At 63.8% G+C, this 17,191-nt stretch carries 13 protein-coding genes; 8 read left to right on the forward strand and 5 right to left on the reverse strand.

Translation table 11 applies throughout. The features are described from left to right. Window positions 1–63 precede the first annotated feature (63 nt). Complete coding sequence (gene zapE / locus OKA11_RS10230; RefSeq protein WP_267220094.1) at window positions 64–1,179, reverse strand: cell division protein ZapE; 1,116 nt, start codon at window positions 1,177–1,179, stop codon at window positions 64–66. A 124-nt stretch (window positions 1,180–1,303) separates the two neighbouring features. Further along, a complete protein-coding gene (locus OKA11_RS10235; RefSeq protein WP_142634212.1) occupies window positions 1,304–2,086 on the reverse strand; it encodes a succinate dehydrogenase iron-sulfur subunit in 783 nt (260 codons plus the stop codon). Window positions 2,087–2,359: 273 nt separating this feature from the next. On the opposite strand from OKA11_RS10235, the gene OKA11_RS10240 reads away from it, so the two are divergent. After that, a complete protein-coding gene (locus OKA11_RS10240; protein WP_267220250.1) occupies window positions 2,360–2,641 on the forward strand; it encodes a DUF4242 domain-containing protein in 282 nt (93 codons plus the stop codon). 105 nt (window positions 2,642–2,746) lie between these two features. On the opposite strand, the gene OKA11_RS10245 is transcribed toward OKA11_RS10240, so the two are convergent. After that, window positions 2,747–5,536: an Rne/Rng family ribonuclease gene (locus tag OKA11_RS10245; protein WP_267220095.1), complete on the reverse strand. Its 2,790-nt coding sequence runs from the start codon at window positions 5,534–5,536 to the stop codon at window positions 2,747–2,749. Between the two features lie 723 nt (window positions 5,537–6,259). Here OKA11_RS10245 and OKA11_RS10250 point away from each other — a divergent pair. The 3 genes from OKA11_RS10250 to OKA11_RS10260 all read left to right on the forward strand — a co-directional run bounded on the left by OKA11_RS10250 (window position 6,260) and on the right by OKA11_RS10260 (window position 10,537). Further along, the gene (locus OKA11_RS10250; RefSeq protein ID WP_267220096.1) at window positions 6,260–7,135 is read left to right on the forward strand and encodes an N-acetylmuramoyl-L-alanine amidase family protein; all 876 of its coding nucleotides are present in this window, start codon (window positions 6,260–6,262) and stop codon (window positions 7,133–7,135) included. A 100-nt stretch (window positions 7,136–7,235) separates the two neighbouring features. Next, entirely contained in the window at window positions 7,236–9,782 is a 2,547-nt protein-coding gene (locus OKA11_RS10255) for a penicillin-binding protein 1A (protein WP_267220097.1), read from the forward strand. 11 nt (window positions 9,783–9,793) lie between these two features. Further along, entirely contained in the window at window positions 9,794–10,537 is a 744-nt protein-coding gene (locus OKA11_RS10260) for an alpha/beta hydrolase (RefSeq protein WP_323748320.1), read from the forward strand. A gap of 20 nt (window positions 10,538–10,557) precedes the next feature. Here the strand turns inward: OKA11_RS10260 and OKA11_RS10265 are convergent, their stop codons facing one another. Further along, complete coding sequence (locus OKA11_RS10265; RefSeq protein WP_267220099.1) at window positions 10,558–11,610, reverse strand: AraC family transcriptional regulator; 1,053 nt, start codon at window positions 11,608–11,610, stop codon at window positions 10,558–10,560. A gap of 174 nt (window positions 11,611–11,784) precedes the next feature. Between OKA11_RS10265 and OKA11_RS10270 the strand changes: the two genes are divergently transcribed. The 3 genes from OKA11_RS10270 to OKA11_RS10280 all read left to right on the forward strand — a co-directional run bounded on the left by OKA11_RS10270 (window position 11,785) and on the right by OKA11_RS10280 (window position 14,430). Continuing rightward, window positions 11,785–12,756, forward strand: a complete 972-nt coding sequence (locus OKA11_RS10270) for an enoyl-CoA hydratase/isomerase family protein (RefSeq protein ID WP_267220100.1) — start codon at window positions 11,785–11,787, stop codon at window positions 12,754–12,756. Between the two features lie 193 nt (window positions 12,757–12,949). Beyond that, entirely contained in the window at window positions 12,950–13,987 is a 1,038-nt protein-coding gene (locus OKA11_RS10275; protein WP_267220101.1) for a helix-turn-helix domain-containing protein, read from the forward strand. Window positions 13,988–14,094: 107 nt separating this feature from the next. Then, window positions 14,095–14,430 (forward strand): hypothetical protein, encoded by a 336-nt coding sequence (locus OKA11_RS10280; protein ID WP_267220102.1) that lies wholly within the window; start codon window positions 14,095–14,097, stop codon window positions 14,428–14,430. A 42-nt stretch (window positions 14,431–14,472) separates the two neighbouring features. Here the strand turns inward: OKA11_RS10280 and OKA11_RS10285 are convergent, their stop codons facing one another. Next, window positions 14,473–15,306, reverse strand: coding sequence for an enoyl-CoA hydratase/isomerase family protein (locus OKA11_RS10285; protein WP_379489277.1), 834 nt, complete (start codon window positions 15,304–15,306; stop codon window positions 14,473–14,475). A 180-nt stretch (window positions 15,307–15,486) separates the two neighbouring features. On the opposite strand from OKA11_RS10285, the gene OKA11_RS10290 reads away from it, so the two are divergent. Then, window positions 15,487–17,175 carry an FAD-binding protein gene (locus tag OKA11_RS10290; protein ID WP_267220103.1) on the forward strand — a complete coding sequence of 563 codons (1,689 nt, stop codon included), beginning with the start codon at window positions 15,487–15,489 and terminating at the stop codon, window positions 17,173–17,175. Window positions 17,176–17,191: the final 16 nt, after the last annotated feature.

Raw genomic sequence — 17,191 nt, forward strand, 5'->3', positions numbered from 1 at the left:
CGCGATCCGGCTCGGCGATGGATGGTGGATTGCAGAACGCATGAAATGTCGTCCCGCCGGCGGTCAGTCTTCGCCGTGGCCTTTGGCGAGATATTCCGCGCTCTGCATCTCGTTGAGGCGGCTGACAGTGCGCTCGAACTCAAAGCGTCCGTCGCCCGCGGCATAGAGATCCTCAGGGATGGCGTCGGCTGCAGCGATCAACTTGACCTTGTGCTCGTACAGCGCGTCGATCAGCGTCACGAAGCGTGCGGCTTCGTTGCGGCGGTCGGGCCCCATCTTGGGGATGCCGACGACGATCACCGTGTGGTAGGCGCGGGCAACCGCCAGATAGTCGGCCGCACCCCGCGCCTCGCCGCAAAGGCGCTTGAAGCTGAACACGCCTACGCCCTTGAGGCTCTTGGGGACGTGCAGCAAGCGGCCGCCGCCGACATCCAACTCGGCCGACGGCACATGCTCGCTATCCTCCGGGGGATAGTCGGTCAGGCGGTAGAAGGCTTCGCGGGTCTGGTTCGTGGCTTCCTCACCCAGCGGACAATGCCAGGTGGCCATGCCACCGAGGCGGTGCAGGCGATAGTCTGTCGGGCCGTTGAGCGTCAGTACGTCCAGTTCCTTCTCGATCAGATCGATGAAGGGCAGGAAATGCTCGCGATTGAGACCGTTCTTGTAGAGGTCCTTCGGTGCTCGGTTCGAGGTGGTGACGATGGTCACGCCCTCGTTTACGATCATGTGCGTGAACAGCCGGCTCATGATCATGGCGTCGGCAGAGTTGTTGACGACCATCTCGTCGAACGCGAGGCAACGCACATCGCGTGCGATTGCGGCGGCAACCGGTGGGATGGGGTCGCCGGTTTCCTTCTTGCGTTCTTCACGGAGACGGGCGTGAACTTCGAGCATGAAGGCGTGGAAATGGATGCGGCGCTTTTCAGGCATGTCGAGCGTGTTGTGGAACAGGTCCATCAACATCGACTTGCCGCGTCCGACGCCGCCCCACATGTAGAGGCCGCGGGGCGGGGCGGCCTTCTTGCCCAGAAGCTTGCCGAATAGCCCGGAGGCCGCGTTGGCCTTGTAGAGCTCGCGCTGGAGGCGATCCAGACGCTGCGCGGCAGCGGCCTGCTCCGGGTCGGAGCGAAGCTCGCCGGTCGCAACCAGCGTTTCGTAGCGTTCAAGCATGGCAGTCATGGCAGGGTGTGCTTGCGGATGGTCGCGACGGCGACGACACGGCGCCCGCCCGCCCGAAAATCGGGCCGGCATAGCGCTGGGTCAATGCGAATCACGAGAGATCCGGGGGCGGCAGTCAGGTCGATCAGACCTGACGTTCGGCCTGCATCTTCTTGATTTCGGCGATGGCGCGTGCGGGCGAAAGACCCTTGGGGCACACGTTGGCGCAGTTCATGATGGTGTGGCAGCGGTAGAGACGGAAGGGATCTTCCAGCTCGTCGAGACGCTCGCCGGTCATTTCATCGCGGCTGTCGGCCAGCCAGCGGTAGGCCTGGAGAAGGATGGCCGGGCCGAGGAACTTGTCGGAGTTCCACCAGTAGCTCGGGCACGAAGTCGAGCAGCAGGCGCACAGGATGCACTCGTAGAGGCCGTCAAGCTTTTCGCGCTGTTCGGGGCTCTGAAGACGTTCCTTGCCCGAAGGCGTGGTCGAGACGGTTTGCAGCCAGGGACGGATCGAGGCGTACTGCGCGTAGAAGTGCGTGAAATCCGGAACGAGGTCCTTGATCACTTCCATGTGCGGCAGCGGGGTGATGCGGATGTCACCCTTGAGGTCCTCGATCGCGGTGGTGCAGGCGAGGCCGTTCTTGCCGTTGATGTTCATTGCGCAGGAGCCGCAGATGCCTTCACGGCACGAGCGGCGGAAGGTCAGCGAGGGATCCTGTTCGCTCTTCATCTTGATGAGCGCGTCGAGAACCATCGGGCCGCACTTGTCGAGATCGATCTCGAACGTGTCGTAGCGCGGATTCTCGCCCGAATCCGGGTCGTAGCGGTAGACGGTGAACTTCTTGGCGTGCGTCGCACCTTCGGCCTTGTGGACGTTGCCCTGCTTCTTGATCTTGCTGTTGGCCGGGAGGGTGAAGGTCGCCATGAAAGAATCCCCGTGATCTTGCACTGCGGCATGAGCCGCGACAGTTGACCTCCCTCTAGCGATTGTGCGGCGCGTAGCAAGGGCAAGTGTGCATACCATGGCGGATTGCAAGTGCCGTGACGACAAATGCAAGCGCCTGACCGGCGCAAATGTCGCGGACTTGGCCAAATTCACGCGCGGAAACGCTGTTGTTTGAGGGTAGAATGCAGGCGGGGGCGATGGCTCCGCCCACAGGAAGGGGCGGGGTTTGGCATGGGAAAGGTTCAGACCATGATGAAGCGATTTGTAATTGAACGTGATCTCCCGGGGGTTGGCGGCATGAGCGAGTCGGCACTGGGCGGCGCGGCGCGGACTTCGAATGAAGCGCTTGCGAAGGTCGATGGGCTGCAGTGGGAGCACTCCTACGTCGCTGCCGACAAGACATTCTGCATCTATCTAGCTGAGAACGAGGAGCAGATTCGCAGGCATGCCGAACTGTCGGGCTTTCCGGCGACGCGCATCACCGAGGTCGCAAGCGTGATCGACCCGACCACGGAGCGGTGTGTACTTGCCTGATGGGGCAGATCAAAGGCTTGTAGGATAATGAAAAAGCCCCGCATGTTGCCATGCGGGGCTTTGTTCAAGTGTTGGATCTACGGGTAGCAGATCCAGCGGCGTCGATCATTCGCCGAAGGTGCGCTGCCACCAGCCACGGCGCGGCGCGGCGGGTTCGTCGGCGGCTTCCGCAACTTCCACCGAAGCCGGTTCTGCGGCGGGTTCCGCCACCGCTTCGGCAACGGGCTCAACCGGCTCGGCCTTCTTGCGGCGCGTGCGCTTGGGCTTTTCGGCAACCGGAGCTTCCTCGGCGGCGACTTCGGCAACCGTTTCGGCGGGCTCGGCCTTCTTGCGGCGCGTGCGCTTGGGCTTTTCGGCAACCGGAGCTTCTTCGGCGGCGACTTCGGCAGCCGCTTCTGCGGGCTCGGCCTTCTTGCGGCGCGTGCGCTTGGGCTTTTCGGCGACCGGAGCCGGTGCTTCTTCCGCAACCGCTTCGGTCACGGCAGGTGCTTCGACTTCTGCAGCCTCTGCCTTCTTGCGGCGTGGAGCGCGCTTCTTCGGCTTCGGGGCTTCTTCCGCTTCGGGTGCGGCCACTTCGGTGACGACTTCGGCGATGGTTTCCGCAACCGGAGCCTCGACTGCCGGGGCGTCGACTACAGGTGCGGCTTCAGCCTCGAGTCCTTCGTCGCCATCATCACCTTCGGCCGAATCGCCGGCGTTTTCGCCTTCGCCGTTCTCACCATTGCGGCGATTGCGACGGCGGCGACCACCACGGCGGCGGCGCTTGCGGGGCGCTTCGGATTCGTCGTCGTCACCGTTGCCTTCGCTGGCAGGACCCGCGTCGCCGTCGGATCCGACCTCGTCTTCGGCTTCGCTTGCTTCCTCGTCGCCTTCGGCTTCGATTTCAACGTCTTCCGAGGTCTGTTCGTCGCGGCGGTTGCGGCCACGGCGACGCTTGCGGCGCTTGCGGCGCGAACCGCCATCACCGTCTTCGTCGCGGCTGCGCGCTTCCTCGCGCTCTTCTTCCTCGATCTCTTCCTCGTCGTCGATGAAATCATCTTCGACGTCTTCGGCGATCGGCTCGAAGCGGGGCACGAACTCGTTGCGCGGACCGGAAGAGACGACACGCATCTTTGCGCCTTCGTTCTCGCCTTCGGGGATCACTTCCACTGCAACGCCGTAGCGTTCCTCGATGTCGGCAAGGTCTGTGCGCTTGGCGTTGAGCAGGTAGATCGCCGCTTCGGTCGAGGCGAAGAGCGAAACCACGATGCCCTTGCCCTTGGCAGCTTCGTCTTCGATGAGACGCAGTGCCGAGAGGCCGGCCGAGCTGGCGGTGCGGACGAGGCCGGTGCCGTCGCAGTGCGGGCAGGAACGGGTGGTCGCTTCCAGAACGCCGGTGCGCAGGCGCTGGCGGCTCATTTCCATGAGGCCGAAGCTGGAAATGCGGCCCACCTGAATGCGTGCGCGGTCGTTCTTGAGCGCTTCCTTCATCGCCTTCTCGACCTTGCGGACGTTGGAGCCGTACTCCATGTCGATGAAGTCGATGACGACAAGGCCGGCCATGTCGCGCAGGCGAAGCTGGCGGGCGATTTCCTGCGCGGCTTCGAGGTTGGTGGCGACCGCCGTCTGCTCGATGCCGTGCTCCTTGGTGGCGCGGCCCGAGTTGATGTCGATCGAGACCAGCGCCTCGGTCGGGTTGATGACGATGTAGCCGCCCGAACGCAGCTGCACGACCGGGTCGTACATTGCGGTCAGCTGGTCTTCGGCACCGAAGCGCTGGAAGAGCGGAACTGGATCGGCGTAAGGCTTAACCTTGCGTCCGTGGCTCGGCATCAGGAGCTTCATGAAGTCCTTCGCCGCGCGGTAGCCTTCCTCGCCCTCGACAATCACTTCCTCGATGTCGCGGTTGTAGATGTCGCGGATGGCGCGCTTGATCAGGTCGCTGTCCGAATGGATCAGCGCCGGAGCGGCCGAGCGCATCGTCTGTTCGCGCAGTTCGTCCCAGAGACGGGCGAGATAGTCGAAGTCGCGCTTGATCTCGGTCTTGGTGCGCTGGAGGCCGGCAGTACGGACGATGCAGCCCATCGAGCGCGGGAGTTCCAGCTCGGCGATGATCGACTTCAGGCGCTTGCGGTCCGATGCTGAGCTGATCTTGCGGCTGATGCCGCCGCCATGGCTCGAATTCGGCATGAGCACGCAATAGCGGCCCGCGAGGCTGAGGTAGGTGGTGAGGGCGGCGCCCTTGTTGCCGCGCTCTTCCTTGACGACCTGGACCAGCAGCACCTGACGGCGGTGGATCACGTCCTGGATCTTGTAGCGGCGGCGCAGGGCCATGCGCTTGGCGCGCAGTTCGTCCGCTTCCTTCGAGCGGCCACCACTGCGGCCACCCTGGCGGCGTCCACGACCGCGGCGACCGCGGCCCGAGCTGTCTTCTTCGGCGGCTTCTTCCTCGGCGGCTTCGAAGCCGTTCTCGACGTTGCCGTCCTCGATGGTGGCAACGTGATCCTTTTCGGAAGTGTCGACTTCGGTCAGGCCGCCGTCGGAATAGCCTTCGCCGTCGTAGCCTTCGCCGCCGTCCTCGTCTTCGTCATCACCTTCCGACGCACGCAGCGCGGCTTCTTCCTCGGCGTGGGCGGCTTCTTCCGCCAGCAGGGCCTCGCGGTCCTCCTTGGGGATCTGGTAGTAGTCGGGGTGGATTTCGCTGAAGGCGAGGAAGCCGTGGCGGTTGCCGCCGAAGTCAACGAATGCCGCCTGAAGCGAAGGTTCCACGCGGGTGACCTTCGCCAGGTAGATGTTGCCCTTTATCTGCTTCTTGTCGGCCGATTCGAAATCGAACTCTTCAATGCGATTTCCCTTGAGTACCGCCACCCGCGTTTCTTCTGGGTGGCGCGCATCGATGAGCATGCGCGTTGCCATTGTGTATTCTCCATGCGCGCTCGGTCCCGGCCTCTGGGGCGGTGACGGCGCGATCCTGTTCAGTGGTGTCCGCAAGGATGGCGTGATGCCTGCCGGATGCGAAACTGCCGGATGCGGCAGGGCTCGCCTCGTTGCGGAGCGGGATAAAGATGAAGTCGGAGTGGAGTGCCGCTCCGATTGCGACTCTCTTGTCTGTCGTCCCTCGGGACGTGAGCGTGTCTGCGAGAGCGAGTTCGCGTGGCGATATGAGACACGCGGAAAATTGCGGCCACGCCATGCGCGCCCGTTCGGGCGTCGGCTGGCAGGGCGGCAATTGGCTTCTCATCTCTCGCGTCAACCTGTTCGTGCCGGACGAAATTCTTCCGGTTCTGGCGCCCGGGCCTGTGGCTTTTCCGGTCCTGTGCCGGCGGCATGTAGGCATGCATCGACGGGATTACGAGAACCGGAAGCGTTATTGCCCCGGAACTGAAGGGCCTAGCATTCATGGCCTTGCACGGCAAGCGTGTTGCCGTGCTTTCCTTGCGCTTGCAGCAAGGCTCCGTGCCGAGTCCCGCCAGCGGATGCTGGCTTCGCGGATGGGCGAGCGAACGCCGGAGGACGGGCGTGGTCCTGCCTGATTGATCGGGGGTGCTGTCATTCCTCGCCTTGCGGGGGCAATATCCGGGGGAAAGCATAAGCATGCAGGATTGCCCGGCGGTTGCGACGCACTTAGTCATTCATTCCATGTCGCGCCGTATGCAGTCGATCATGCTACTTTCCGCGCCGATGGCGCTGCTGGCGGCGTTGCCGGTGTTTTATCCGCGGCTGGTGATCTCGGCGCGCGATCTCGATTACGTCGTTCGATTCGACTTGCCTTCCATCGATGCGCCGGTCGATCTGCCGCGCGTCGACGGTCCCGCTGATGCGAGCCGCCCGCTGGTGGTCATCGATGCCGGGCACGGGGGTTTCGATCCGGGGGCAGGCGCGGAAAATGGCGGCGTTCGGGAAAAGACGGTGGCGCTTCAGATCGCCCAGGCGATCCGCCGGAAGCTGCTGGCAGGCGGCGGCGTGCGCGTCGCCCTGACGCGCGATGCGGATCGTTTCATCGCCCTGGGAGACCGTCCCGATGTTGCCCGGCGCTTGAACGCGGACCTGTTCCTGTCGATCCACGCCGATAGCGCCGAGGGTGACACTGCGCGCGGGGCCAGCGTCTACGTCCTGTCGGAAAGAGGGTCGAGCGAGGCGGCGGAGCGTTTTGCTGCGCGCGAGAATCAGGCCGGCAAGGTCAACGGCGTGGCCTTGGCAAAAACCAGCGAGGATGTCGGCGCGATCCTGCTCGACCTTTCGCAGCGCGGTTCTCAGGCCGGCTCCAGCCAGTTCGCGGACCTGTTGCTGCGCGAAATGCGCGACGCAGGTGTCGGGTTGCACCGCGACCAGATCGAGACGGCGGCGCTCGCCGTGCTCAAGGCGCCCGATATTCCCTCGGTGCTGTTCGAGACCGGTTATATCAACAACGCTGACGATGCCCGTTTCCTGACGTCGAAGGAGGGTCAGGATCAACTGGCCCAGGTGGCTGCCAATGCCGTTCGCGCCTGGTTCGCGCGGCGCATCGGGGCGTGATGAAGGCGTGACGGATGGGCATCGTCGAACGTGAAAAGCGCGCGGCGGGGCGTCTCCAGTCTGGCCTAGCGCAAAATCCCCATGCTAGAGGGCGGTCGTAATGACTGACGATATCAGCGAAAACGGCGCCGAGCAGACCCCCGAGGATGCCCACTTCCGCCTGCGTCGCGGCGCCCGTGCCGCCATTTCCGGTCGCTTTGCGGGGCTGCGCAAGGCGTGGCGTGAACGCAAGTGGTTGCGTAGGTTCGGCTATCTTGCCGGCGCGGGCTGCATTGCGTTCGGCGGGCTCTACGTAGTCGTTGCCCACGATTTACCTGATGCGAACAAGCTGCTCGAGTATCAGCCGCCGCTGCCGACGATGGTGCGCGGCGGTGATGGCGCTATCGTCTACAGCTATGCGCGAGAGCGCCGCGTGCAATTGCGGTTCGTCGACTTTCCCCCCAAGCTGATCGACGCTTTTCTTTCGGCCGAAGACAAGACCTTCTGGACGCACGGCGGCGTCGATTTTGGCGGCCTGGCTGGCGCCGTGGTCGATTACGCGGCCAAGTTCGGTACCGGAAGTCGCGCCAGGGGCGGCTCGACGATAACCCAGCAGGTCGCCAAGAACATCCTGATCGGCGACGAATACTCCGTGACGCGCAAGCTCAAGGAGATGATCGTCGCTCGCCGGATCGAGGGCGTGCTCAACAAGCAGCAGATCCTCGAACTCTACCTCAACGAGATCCCGCTCGGGCGTCAGAGCTTCGGGGTGCAGGCGGCGGCGCGTGCCTATTTCGGCAAGGATGTCGACCAGCTCGATCTTCACGACGCCGCGTTCCTCGCGATCCTGCCCAAGGCGCCGGAGCGTTACGGGCGCAAGCAATACGAGGAAATGGCGATCACCCGCCGCAACTGGGTGCTTGACCAGATGGTCAGCAACGGTTGGGCGACCCGCCCCGAGGCGGAGGCTGCCAAGGCCAAGCCGCTCGGCCTCATTCCCCGCCGTGTCGAGACTTACGACACGAGCAATGCCTACTTCATCGAGGAAGTGCGCCGGCGGTTGATCGACCAGTATGGCGAAAAGGCCGAGGATGGCCCCAACAGCGTCTACGCGGGCGGCCTCTGGGTGCGCACTTCGCTCGATACCGAAATGCAGAAGGCGGTGCGCGATGCACTGCGCGCCGGACTGCTGAACTATCAGGGTGGCCGTGCCTGGGCGCATCCCATCGCGCACATCAACGATCTCGAGAACTGGCAGACCGAACTGATCGTCGCCAACAAGACGATCGACTACAAGGACTGGCGCGTCGGCGTCATTCTCGACCGTTCGGGCAGCACCGGACGGATCGGTTTTGCCGATGGCAACGTGTCCGCGCTCACCAATGTGCCCGAAGCGGCCAAGGCCGGGGACCTGATCGCCGCGGCGCCGGTCTCTGCAGGGACTTATGCGGTGCGCACGATCCCTGACGTTTCAGGCGGCATGATGATGGAGCAGCCGGGCAGCGGTCGGATCGTTGCCATGCAGGGCGGTTTCGACGCGGGGATCGATTCCTTCAACCGCGCGGTGCAGGCCGAGCGCCAGCCTGGTTCGACGATCAAGCCCTTCGTCTATGCCACTGCGCTGCAGTACGGCATGACCCCGGCGACCCAGGTGCTCGACGGTACTTTCTGCGTCTATCAAGGCGCGGCGCTGGGCGACAAATGCTTCCGCAACTTCGGCGGCGAGGGCGGGGCGGGCAGCCACACGATGCGCTGGGGCCTTGAGCAGTCGCGCAACCTTATGACGGTTCGTATCGCCAACGACACCGGCATGCCGCGTGTCATCAAGACGTTCCACAACGTCGGCATCGGTGACTACAAGGCCTATCTTTCCTTCGCGCTGGGGGCAGGCGAAACGACCGTGGCACGCATGGTCAATGCCTATTCCGCGCTCGCCAACAACGGCGTCCAGTTCCAGTCCTCGCCGATCGACTATATCCAGGACCGCAACGGCAAGGTCATCTGGAAGTCCGACAATCGCCGCTGCGATAGCTGCAACATGGCTGAATGGGACGGCAAGCCGATGCCGCGTGTCGATCGCCGTGGCAAGCAGGTGCTCGATGCGCCGACCGCCTATCAGGTGGTCCATATGCTCGAAGGCGTCGTCACGCGCGGTACCGCGGTGCGACTGCGTGAGCTCAACATGCCGATGTTCGGCAAGACCGGCACCACCAACGGGCCGACCGACGTTTGGTTCGTCGGCGGTACGCAGGACTACGTCGGCGGTGTCTACATCGGTTACGATAGCCCGCGCTCGCTGGGCGGCTATGCGCAGGGCGGCCGGATCGCAGCGCCGATCTTCAAGCAGGTCGTCGAGTCCACACGCCCGCGTTGGTCCATGCAGCCGTTCATTGCCCCTGCCGGTATTCGCATGGTCCGGATCGACCGCGTGACCGGGAAGCAGGTCATGGGCGTGGAGCCCAGCGACGATCCCAAGGCGGCGGTGATCTGGGAGGCGTTCAAGCCGGATACCGAGCCGCGTCAGTACACGGCCGAGGATGAATTCACCCGGCGGCGCGATGCGTTGGTTTCCGAAATTCGCCGTGCCCGCGAGGCACGCTCGGCCGCCGCTGCGCAGGACTCCGGAGACATGACCAACTTCGTCGAGGAGCAAGGCGGGGTCTACTGATCCCGCTGTGCCTGTATGACGCGCGTGCCGAGCGCGGACCGGGACCGGTACTGGTGTTCTACCATGGCGGCGGTTACGCGCTGGGCAGCATCGATACCCACGCTGCACTTGCGGTGGAGATCGCCAGAAAGCTTGACATTCCGGTGGTCTCGGTCGAATATCGCCTGGCGCCGGAGCATCCCTGGCCGGCCGCGCCGGATGATGGTGAAGCCGCAGCGCGCTGGGTGGCCGCAAACGGCAAGGCGCTGAGCCGGCAGGCCACCGGACTGGTGCTCGGCGGGGACAGTGCGGGCGCCAACCTGACACTGGTCGTGGCCGCCGCGCTGCGTGACGCGCCGGCGGCCGTGCCGGTGATCCTGCAGATTCCCATCTATCCTGCGGCCGATTTTATCGGTCGCTATCCATCGCAGCAGGCGTTCGGCAAAGGCTACGGGCTGGATGAGAGCGCCACTGCGTTGTTCCAGAAGCACTACGCGGCTGATCCGAAAAGTCTGAGAACGTCCCCCTTGTTGGGCGACCTAAAGGGGCTGCCGCCGACTGTTCTGGTGACGGCAGGGCTTGATCCGCTGCGCGACCAGGGGCGTGCCTATGCGGCGAAGCTCATCGAAAGCGGTGTGCCGACTGCCTATTACGAGGGCAAGGGGCTGGTCCATGGCTTTGCCACGTTCAGGAAGGCCATCCCTTCGGCGCAGCAGGACACCGATAATTTCCTGCTGCTGGCAAAGACCATGCTGGCGGAAATCGAGATGAAGTGACGCCAGACGACCCGGGCGGGTCAGCAGCCCGCCCGGTATTGCTGCGGGGTCATTCCGGTCCACCGCTTGAAGGCACGCCCGAAGCTGGTCTGCTCTCCATAGCCGAGACGGTCGGCGATTTCGTCAAGCGATAGCCGCCGGTCGGCAAGGTGTGCGCGGGCCAATGTCTCGCGCTGCTTCTCGACCAGTTCCGAGAAGCGGACATCCTGCTCGGAAAGCCGCGATTGCAGCGTGCGCACCGATATGCCGGTTTTCTCGGCACAGCGTTCGATGGAGCAACGTCCATAGGCGAGCGAACCGCGAATATAGCTTTCCACCTTGTCGACGATCGAGGGGCTGTGCGCCGACTTCACCTGCTGGAGATAGGAACCCAGCAGCTTGTAGAGCAACCGGTTGGCGCTCGGCACGGGTTGTTCAAGTGCGGAGACCGGGAAGGCGACCGAATTGCGCTGGGATTGCCCGCGTACCTTGCAGCCCAGCAGCTTTTCGATTTCCGGCAGGTCGCTGTTCCGAGGGTCGGCGGACAGGCTCACCCAGCTTGGCCTGAAGGCAGGGCCGCCGATCGATTGCAGTAGCTTGAGGTTGAGCATTGCCGCCTGATAATTGGCCTGGTCGTTGACCCCGATGTCCGCGTTCACCAGCCAGGTGAGTTCGGCGGTTTCGCGTCCTTCGATCAGCACGACCTCGCAGTCCGGCGCGTGGACGACCGGCAGGAACTCGATCAGGCAGCGGATGCCGGCGCGCACGGTAGGGGCCGAGCGGCACAATGCGGTGACACAGCCGAAGACTTCGGGATCCTGCGTCGATGCGAAGTGAAGGCCGAACAACGGATCGTCGAACAGGGTGCTGCAATATTCCAGTGTATCCGCCACCTGCTGCGGGGCGACGAGGCTTTCCGGGTCGATCAACACGCGCGCTTCCATCCCGTGTCGCTCGACGATGCCGCGGGCGTCCCGACCTTGACTGCGCGCCAGCCTGGCAAGTCCGGCGAAATTGGCAGCACGCACCTGGCCGCCGCTCGGTGCGACGTCGAGCGGGCCGTCGAGGCTGAAGAAGCTGTTGCCGTGAACCATTGTTGTCCTCTTCCACCACGATGCGGGCGATCGGTCGCCTCTCGTACTGCGCGCCCAATATCGACAATGCCGCGCCTAATGCCAATCCCCCTTGCCTTGCCTGTGGCAGCACTCGGACAAGCCCTAGGGGCAGGACCGGCAGTCAGGACTGCGGCAAGGTCAGGGGAGAGTGCCATGAAGACAATAGCCGACCACAAGCAGGTCGCCGAAAGCCATGTCCTCTATGAAAAGGACCCGGCTACGAAGATCGCCACGATCACCTTCAACCGGCTGGACAAGCACAATACCGCGACCATCGGCATGCGGGCGCGGTTTGCTGAACTCGTGTTCAAGGCGAACATCGACGACGAAGTAAAAGTACTGGTCATCCGCGGCATGGGCGACCACCTCGGCAGTGGCGGCGACCTCGACGAACACGGCGATCTCTATCTCAACCCCAAGCCCGGCGACGGCTTCCTGGTCGACATGGAGATCGACGATCCCGACGTGAAATATCCGCCTCCAGGATCCTTCCGTTATTTGCACGGCCTGACTGACTATTACGCCAAGGCGCGTTCCGGAAACCGTCCACTGCAGGAATTCAAGAAGATCTCGATCATCGAGGCCAAGGGTTATTGCTATGGCTGGCACTTCTACCAGTGTGCCGATGCCGACATCATCGTCTCTTCGGACGACGCATTGTTCGGCCACCCGTCGTTCCGCTACGCCGGTTGGGGGCCACGGATGTGGCAGTGGCTGGAGATGGTGGGGCTGCGCCGGTTCTCCGAAATGCTGTTCACCGGCCGCCCGTTCACCGCGGACGAGATGGCCAACTGCAATTTCGTGAATTCGGTCGTCCCGCGGGACAGGCTGGAGGCGGAAACCGCCAAGTATGCGCATGCCTGTTCGATCACCCGCCCGACCGATGTGGTGGTGGCTCAGAAGACCTTTATCGAGGCCTACAAGCAGTACCGCGGTGAATACATGGGCAGCCTGCTGACCGGCTGGCTCGAAGGCATGCTGCCGCAGATGAAGGACGACGGCACCGATGATGTCAATCTCGGGAAAGGCGATACCTTTCAGCAGGGGATCGGCAAGGTCGTGAAGAACCATGACCTGAACTACCCGCCCGAATGGCGCCTCTCGATGAAGGGGCGGCAGGGCTGAAACTGCAGCCCATCTGCAGCTTCTGACGAAATCTGCGTCCAGTGCAGATCAAGATGCACCATATGTAGGGTGGGGGAGGCGCCGGCTGCTATTCTCGCTGTTGAGCCTGTGAGATTGTCGTCAGTCGGCCACAGCCTTGCCAATCCGGGCCTTGCGGACAATCGCAAGGCCTTCAGCACCCGGGGAGAGGGTCATGGCGGAAACCTTGTTCGCGCTCGACAGGCGCAATGTACACGAAGGCCAGAACGTGTTCCGCGGGGAGCGCGCGCAAGAGTATTATCGAGGAGACTTCTGGGTCGAGGATGCACCGACGGTGGACGTGCGCTCGGAACGACGCGCGGTCGGTGCGGTGTCGATCATCCGGCAGCGGTCCTCGAGCAACCTGTTTTTCCGCCGTTCGCGCCAGCATATCCGCGAGGATGCGACCGATCTCTCGATCCTCTGGTTCGTGCGGCGCGGTGAATTCGCGTTTTCCAACCAGTGCGGCGCAAAGATCGTGGGAGAGGGGGACTTTGTCATCACCCGCTCGACGGAGCCGTTCCTGATCGAATGCCGGACCGGCCCGGCCGGGTTCAGTGAAGTTCTGCACGTCACGGTGCCCACGCACATGCTGCGCGGCCACGTCACGCAGGATTGCAGCGGAGCGCTCGTCGTTTCCGATGTGCGGGTACGCGGCGTTCCTGAACTGGCCATCGCCGAAAAGCTGCTGGGAGATGTCTTTGCCGATGATGGTCGTCTCTGCGACAGTTCGGCACGGTTACTGGTCGAGACGGCATTCGGCCTGATCGGGCAGGCCGTCCGGTTGCTGGAGGAGCCGCGCCCGGCACGTCGGTCGATCGCGGAGCGCCGGCTGGAGGAAGTGCTGCGCTTCATCGAGGTGCACTTGTCGGATCCGCAGCTGTCGACGGCGATGGTCGCGAAAGGCTGCAGGATTTCCCCGCGCTACCTTTCGTTCCTGCTACGCCTGCGTGAGACCTCGTTTTCCGAGCTCGTCTGGGAGCAGCGGCTCGCCAAGGCGCGCGACTGGCTTTCCAGTTCGGATCCGCGCGATATCTCGATCAGCGAGATCGCCTATGGTGTCGGCTTCAAGAGTCCTGCGCATTTCAGCCGCATGTTCAAGCGCGTGTTCGGGGCCAATCCGCGCGAATATCGCGGTGAGGGGGCGGCTGCACTGCCCTTGATTGCCGATGCTTTTGGTGATTTCTCAGGAGGCTCGAGCTTGCTTCAGTAACCCCTCCGCCGCCGGGGCGATGCCTAGCGCTGCCCGTCCGGCGGACTTGCGCGCCTGCACGGGGCGGGGTGATGCTCGGTATCGACATGCATAAGAGGAGGATGCCTATGCCCCGATACAAACTTGTCGCGCTGACCACGCCGCTGCCCGGCCGCGAGGGCGACTATCACGAGTGGTACAATACCACGCACTTGCCGGAACTAGTGAACAAGTTCGGCATGCATGGTGCGCAGCGCTACGAATTGGTCGCCAAGCTGACTGGCAACGACACCAACCCGTACCTCGCCATCTACGATATCGTTTGCGACGATCCGATGGAGTTGCTTGGCGCGATCGGCAAGGCGATGGCAACCGGCGAACTGACTCAGAGTGACGCTTCCGACATGGCGACCTGCTACACTGCGCTGTTTTCCGAACTGGGCGAGCGCGTGGTTCCCGCCTGACCCCGAAGGCCCCTCATGCTGAGGCGTGAGGGGCCTTCGGCGCTATCGCCCGATGAACTTCGGCGCGCGCTTTTCCTTGAGCGCGAGGACCGCTTCCAGATGATCGGCGCTGCGCACGCTGACGCTTTCGTATGCGATGCCTGCGTCCATCACTGCCGTGGCGAGGCGCTTGAGTTCGAGGTTGGTGAGGACCTTGGTCGCGCGGATCGCCATCATCGCGCCGCCAAGCAGCCGTGCGCAGAAGGCATCGACAGCCGCGTCCAGTTCAGCGGCGGGCAGGCAGTGATTGACGAGGCCGATTTCGGCGGCCTTGCTGGCGGTGATCAGCTCTCCGGTCAGGAGGTATTCCTTGGCGCGGGTGAGGCCGATGCGCTGGGCCCAGATTACCGCGCCGCCATCTCCTGCGACAAGGCCGATGCCGACATGGGGATCGCCGATCTTGGCCCCTTCCGCCGCAAAGATGACATCGCAGAGCAGCGCCAGTGTCGCTCCGAGGCCGATCGCATGGCCGTTGAGGCGGCAGATCACGGGCTTGTCGATATCCAGCAGGGTTAGCACGATCCGCTTGGCGATCCGGGCTTCATGATCGAACAAGTGCGGATTGCGGGCGGAATTCTCGATGTGGTCGAGGTCGCCGCCTGCGGAAAAGGCGCGGCCGGCACCGGTGATGACGATCACATCGGACCCGGGATCGCCCTGAGCAAACCACAGGGCTTCGGCCAGTTCGTCGTGAAGCTGGAGGTTGACCGCGTTCATCGCCTCTGGGCGGCTCAGCGTCAGGCGCAGCAGGCGTCCTTCGCGCGCGAGCAGGATGGTGTCGAATTCCGGCAGCGCGTTCTGGCTCATCGCGATCTCTCCCTCGTGTCTTTCGCTCATAAGCGCAGCGGTCCGTTCGGCCACCCTGCAATCGTTCGTGAGGCAAAGGCTTCGCCCCGGCGAAACCTTCTTGCCGCCAGCGGCTTGACCGCCTGCTTCGCTTGCCAAGGCCGGGCAAGTCCGTTCTACCTCGGCCAAGGCCCGCGCCGTTTGAGCGAAGGGTGAGGGTGAGAGAACAAGATGACCGAATTCGACGAGACGTTCGACTGGGTGGTCGTGGGCAGCGGTGCAGGCTCGATGGCTTCGGCGCTGCTGATGAAGCAGGCGGGCAAGTCGGTCGTCATCCTTGAGAAGTCGCCCTGGGTCGGAGGCACCACCGCCAAGTCGGGCGGCGTGATGTGGATTCCCAACAATCGCTTCATGGTTCCCGGCGAGGACAGCTTCGAGCAGGCCTGCGAATATCTCGATGCCGTGGTGCCGGACGGCGAGAACAGCCCCGGAACCAGCCCGGAACGCCGCCGCACGTATGCGAGCGAAGCGCCCAAGATGCTGGACTTCATCGTCTCGCAGGGCGTTGCGATGGAGCGCGGGTCGTCGTTCTGGCCGGACTATTACGATGAACTTCCCGGCGGGGTGAAGACGAGCCGCACCGTCACCGCGGTGCCCTTCGACAAGAACGAGCTGGGCAAGCTGTGGGCTGCGCGGCTGCGCCAGGGTTTCGCCGAAGTTCCGGTGAAGCTGGATGACGGCATGAAGCTGCCGTTCGCAAGGCATTCTTGGGCGATCAGGATGCTGCTCGTGCGCATCGGCCTCAAGATCATCGCCGGCAAGCTTACCGGCAAGCACTGGGTCACTGCGGGGGCCGCCTTGCAGGGGCGCATGCTCAAGGCGGTGCTGGGAAAAGAGGCTGCAGACATCCGTCTGGAAGCGCCGGTTTCCGAAGTGATCATGGAAGCAGGCAAGGCGCTCGGCGTTGTCACCGTCAAGGACGGCAAGCTCTGGCGCATCGGCGCCCGGCTGGGCGTGCTGATCAATGCGGGCGGCTTCTCGCAGAACCAGTCGATGCGGGACCGCTACATGCCGGGAACCCGCGCGGCATGGTCCAACGGGATCGAGAGCGACACCGGGGATATGCATGCCGAACTGGAGCGCAAGGGGGCGGTCCTGGCGCAGATGGACCAGATGGTCGGCTTCCAGATGAGCGAGGCGCCCGGCTGGGACAGTGATTACGTCAAGCCCGGCACCCAAAGCACGACCGGCAAGCCGCATGCCATCCAGGTCGACCAGACCGGCGTCCGTTATCTCAACGAAGGCGGGTCCTACGAGGAATTCTGCGAGAACATGCTGGTGCGCAATCGCACCGTTCCCGCGATCCCGAGCTGGGCGATCATGGACCAGCAATACATGGACGAATATGCCGTGGCGGGCAAAGGCATGGCGAAGAAGAACATGGCGACTTGGCTGGCCTCCGGCTGGATGCGGCAGGCCGACACGATCGAGGCGCTGGGCCAGCAGATCGGCGTACCGTCCGCGGCGCTCAAGGCCACGGTGGAGCGATGGAACGGCTTCGTGCGCGGCGGCCGCGACGAGGACTTTCATCGCGGCGAACGGGCCTATGACAACTGGCTCGGCGATCCTTACTTCAAGGACGGGCCCAATGCCTGCATGGGCACGATCGAAAAGGGGCCGTTCTATGCCATTCCGATCGTTCCGGGCGATGTCGGCACCTATGGCGGCGTGGTGTGTGACTGCGATTCCCGCGTGCTCAAGGCCGATGGCTCGCCGATCGAGGGGCTCTATGCCTGCGGGGTGTCCACCGCCTCGCCGATGGGGCGTGTCTATCCGGGGGCGGGCGCGAGCGTGGGGCCGTCGATGACGTTCGGCTGGATTGCCGCGAAGCATGCCGCCGGTCTGGACAATCAGCTCTGATGTCCCCGGCAAGGGG

Origin of the sequence: Novosphingobium clariflavum (assembly GCF_026420865.1) — a bacterium.
Taxonomy (GTDB): Bacteria; Pseudomonadota; Alphaproteobacteria; order Sphingomonadales; family Sphingomonadaceae; genus Novosphingobium; species Novosphingobium clariflavum.

Bases quoted from the DNA above. Each gene is read 5' to 3' on its own strand.
- OKA11_RS10250 (WP_267220096.1), top strand. From the start codon at position 6,260: ATGTCGCGCCGTATGCAGTCGATCATGCTACTTTCCGCGCCGATGGCG.
- OKA11_RS10255 (WP_267220097.1), top strand. From the start codon at position 7,236: ATGACTGACGATATCAGCGAAAACGGCGCCGAGCAGACCCCCGAGGAT.
- OKA11_RS10235 (WP_142634212.1), bottom strand. From the start codon at position 2,086: ATGGCGACCTTCACCCTCCCGGCCAACAGCAAGATCAAGAAGCAGGGC.
- OKA11_RS10265 (WP_267220099.1), bottom strand. From the start codon at position 11,610: ATGGTTCACGGCAACAGCTTCTTCAGCCTCGACGGCCCGCTCGACGTC.
- OKA11_RS10280 (WP_267220102.1), top strand. From the start codon at position 14,095: ATGCCCCGATACAAACTTGTCGCGCTGACCACGCCGCTGCCCGGCCGC.
- zapE (WP_267220094.1), bottom strand. From the start codon at position 1,179: ATGACTGCCATGCTTGAACGCTACGAAACGCTGGTTGCGACCGGCGAG.
- OKA11_RS10240 (WP_267220250.1), top strand. From the start codon at position 2,360: ATGAAGCGATTTGTAATTGAACGTGATCTCCCGGGGGTTGGCGGCATG.
- OKA11_RS10285 (WP_379489277.1), bottom strand. From the start codon at position 15,306: ATGAGCGAAAGACACGAGGGAGAGATCGCGATGAGCCAGAACGCGCTG.
- OKA11_RS10270 (WP_267220100.1), top strand. From the start codon at position 11,785: ATGAAGACAATAGCCGACCACAAGCAGGTCGCCGAAAGCCATGTCCTC.
- OKA11_RS10245 (WP_267220095.1), bottom strand. From the start codon at position 5,536: ATGGCAACGCGCATGCTCATCGATGCGCGCCACCCAGAAGAAACGCGG.
- OKA11_RS10275 (WP_267220101.1), top strand. From the start codon at position 12,950: ATGGCGGAAACCTTGTTCGCGCTCGACAGGCGCAATGTACACGAAGGC.
- OKA11_RS10290 (WP_267220103.1), top strand. From the start codon at position 15,487: ATGACCGAATTCGACGAGACGTTCGACTGGGTGGTCGTGGGCAGCGGT.